Source organism: Streptomyces sp. B1866 (genome assembly GCF_031932565.1).
Taxonomy (GTDB): domain Bacteria; phylum Actinomycetota; class Actinomycetes; order Streptomycetales; family Streptomycetaceae; genus Streptomyces.
In genome coordinates this window covers 1-1250 of sequence record NZ_JAVSCF010000522.1, presented here as the reverse complement: position 1 = coordinate 1250, position 1250 = coordinate 1, and the positions used below count along the sequence as shown (strand labels likewise).

1 protein-coding gene is annotated in these 1250 nt (G+C 76.8%); it reads right to left on the bottom strand.

All coding sequences use genetic code 11. The features are described 5' to 3' along the window. A partial coding sequence (locus RKE29_RS29935; protein ID WP_312008850.1) for a segregation/condensation protein A occupies positions 1 to 1238 on the bottom strand: 1238 nt, incomplete at its 3' end. Positions 1239 to 1250 lie beyond the last annotated feature (12 nt).

The following is a 1250-nucleotide window of genomic DNA, read 5'->3' as shown; positions in this document are numbered from 1 at the left end:
GGTCCGGCCTCGGCGCCGGGTCCGGCCGCCCCGGGCCCGGAGGCCGCCGCCCCGGGGGCCGGCCCGGCGGCCCGCGGGCCCGGATCCGGCTCGCGGTCCTCCGGTACGGCCCGCTCCGCCGGTACGGCCCGGCCGGGCTCGCCGGCGCGTCCGCCCTGGTCCGCCCGGCCCGCCTCGTCCGCCCGGCCTGCCTGGTCCGCCTGGTCGAACTCGTCCGTGACCCGCGGCTGCCGCCCCTGCTCGCTCGTCCAGCGCACCGTGAGCGTACCGAGTGCCTCCTCCTGCTCCAGGGCGATCGCGCGCTCGCGGTACAGCTCCAGCAGTGCCAGGAAGCGCGCGACCACGGTGAGCACGTCGCCCGCGTCCTCGGTGAGCACCTGGAACGTGGCCTCCCCCAGCTCACGCAGCCGCGCGACCACCACCTCCGCCTGTTCCCTGACGCTGACCAGCGGCGCGTGGATGTGGTCGACGTACACCTGCGGCTTGGCCCTGGGCTGCATCGCCTTCACGGCGAGCTTCGCGAAGCCCTCCGGGCCGATGCTGATGACGACGTCCGGGAGCAGGTCGGCGTGGTGCGGCTCCAGGCCGACGGTGCGCGGGTGGCGCAGCGCCTCGGCGGCGAGCCGGTCGCTGAAGATCTCCGCGACGCGTTTGTACGCGCGGTACTGCAGAAGGCGCGCGAACAGCAGGTCCCGGGCCTCCAGGAGGGCGAGGTCGGCCTCGTCCTCGACCTCGGCGGCGGGCAGCAGCCGCGCGGCCTTGAGGTCCAGCAGGGTGGCGGCCACCACCAGGAACTCGGTCGTCTGGTCCAGGTCCCAGTCCGGGCCCATGGCCCGGATGTGGGCCATGAACTCGTCGGTGACCTTGGACAGCGCGACCTCGGTCACATCCAGCTTGTGTTTGGAGATGAGTTGCAGCAGAAGGTCGAAGGGGCCTTCGAAGTTGTCCAGGCGGACGGTGAACCTGCCGTCCCCGGGCGCCTCCCCGCCGTCGCAGGCCCCGCCGCCCCCGGGCGCCCGGCCGTCCCCTCCGGTCTCCCCCGCCGGCAGCGCCGCGCCGCCGCTTCCGGCGGGCGTTTCACCGGCCGCCTCCCCGGGCGCACCGCCGGTTCTCTCCAGGGCCGTGGGAGCCGGGTCGGCGGCGGGAGCCGGGACGTCAGTGCCGTGCCGGGTCCCGGGCGGCGGCCCGCCGGGCCCGGGCGGCGCGGACGGACCGGGCGGGGCGGCGGTGTCCGGCACGGCGGCCGGGCG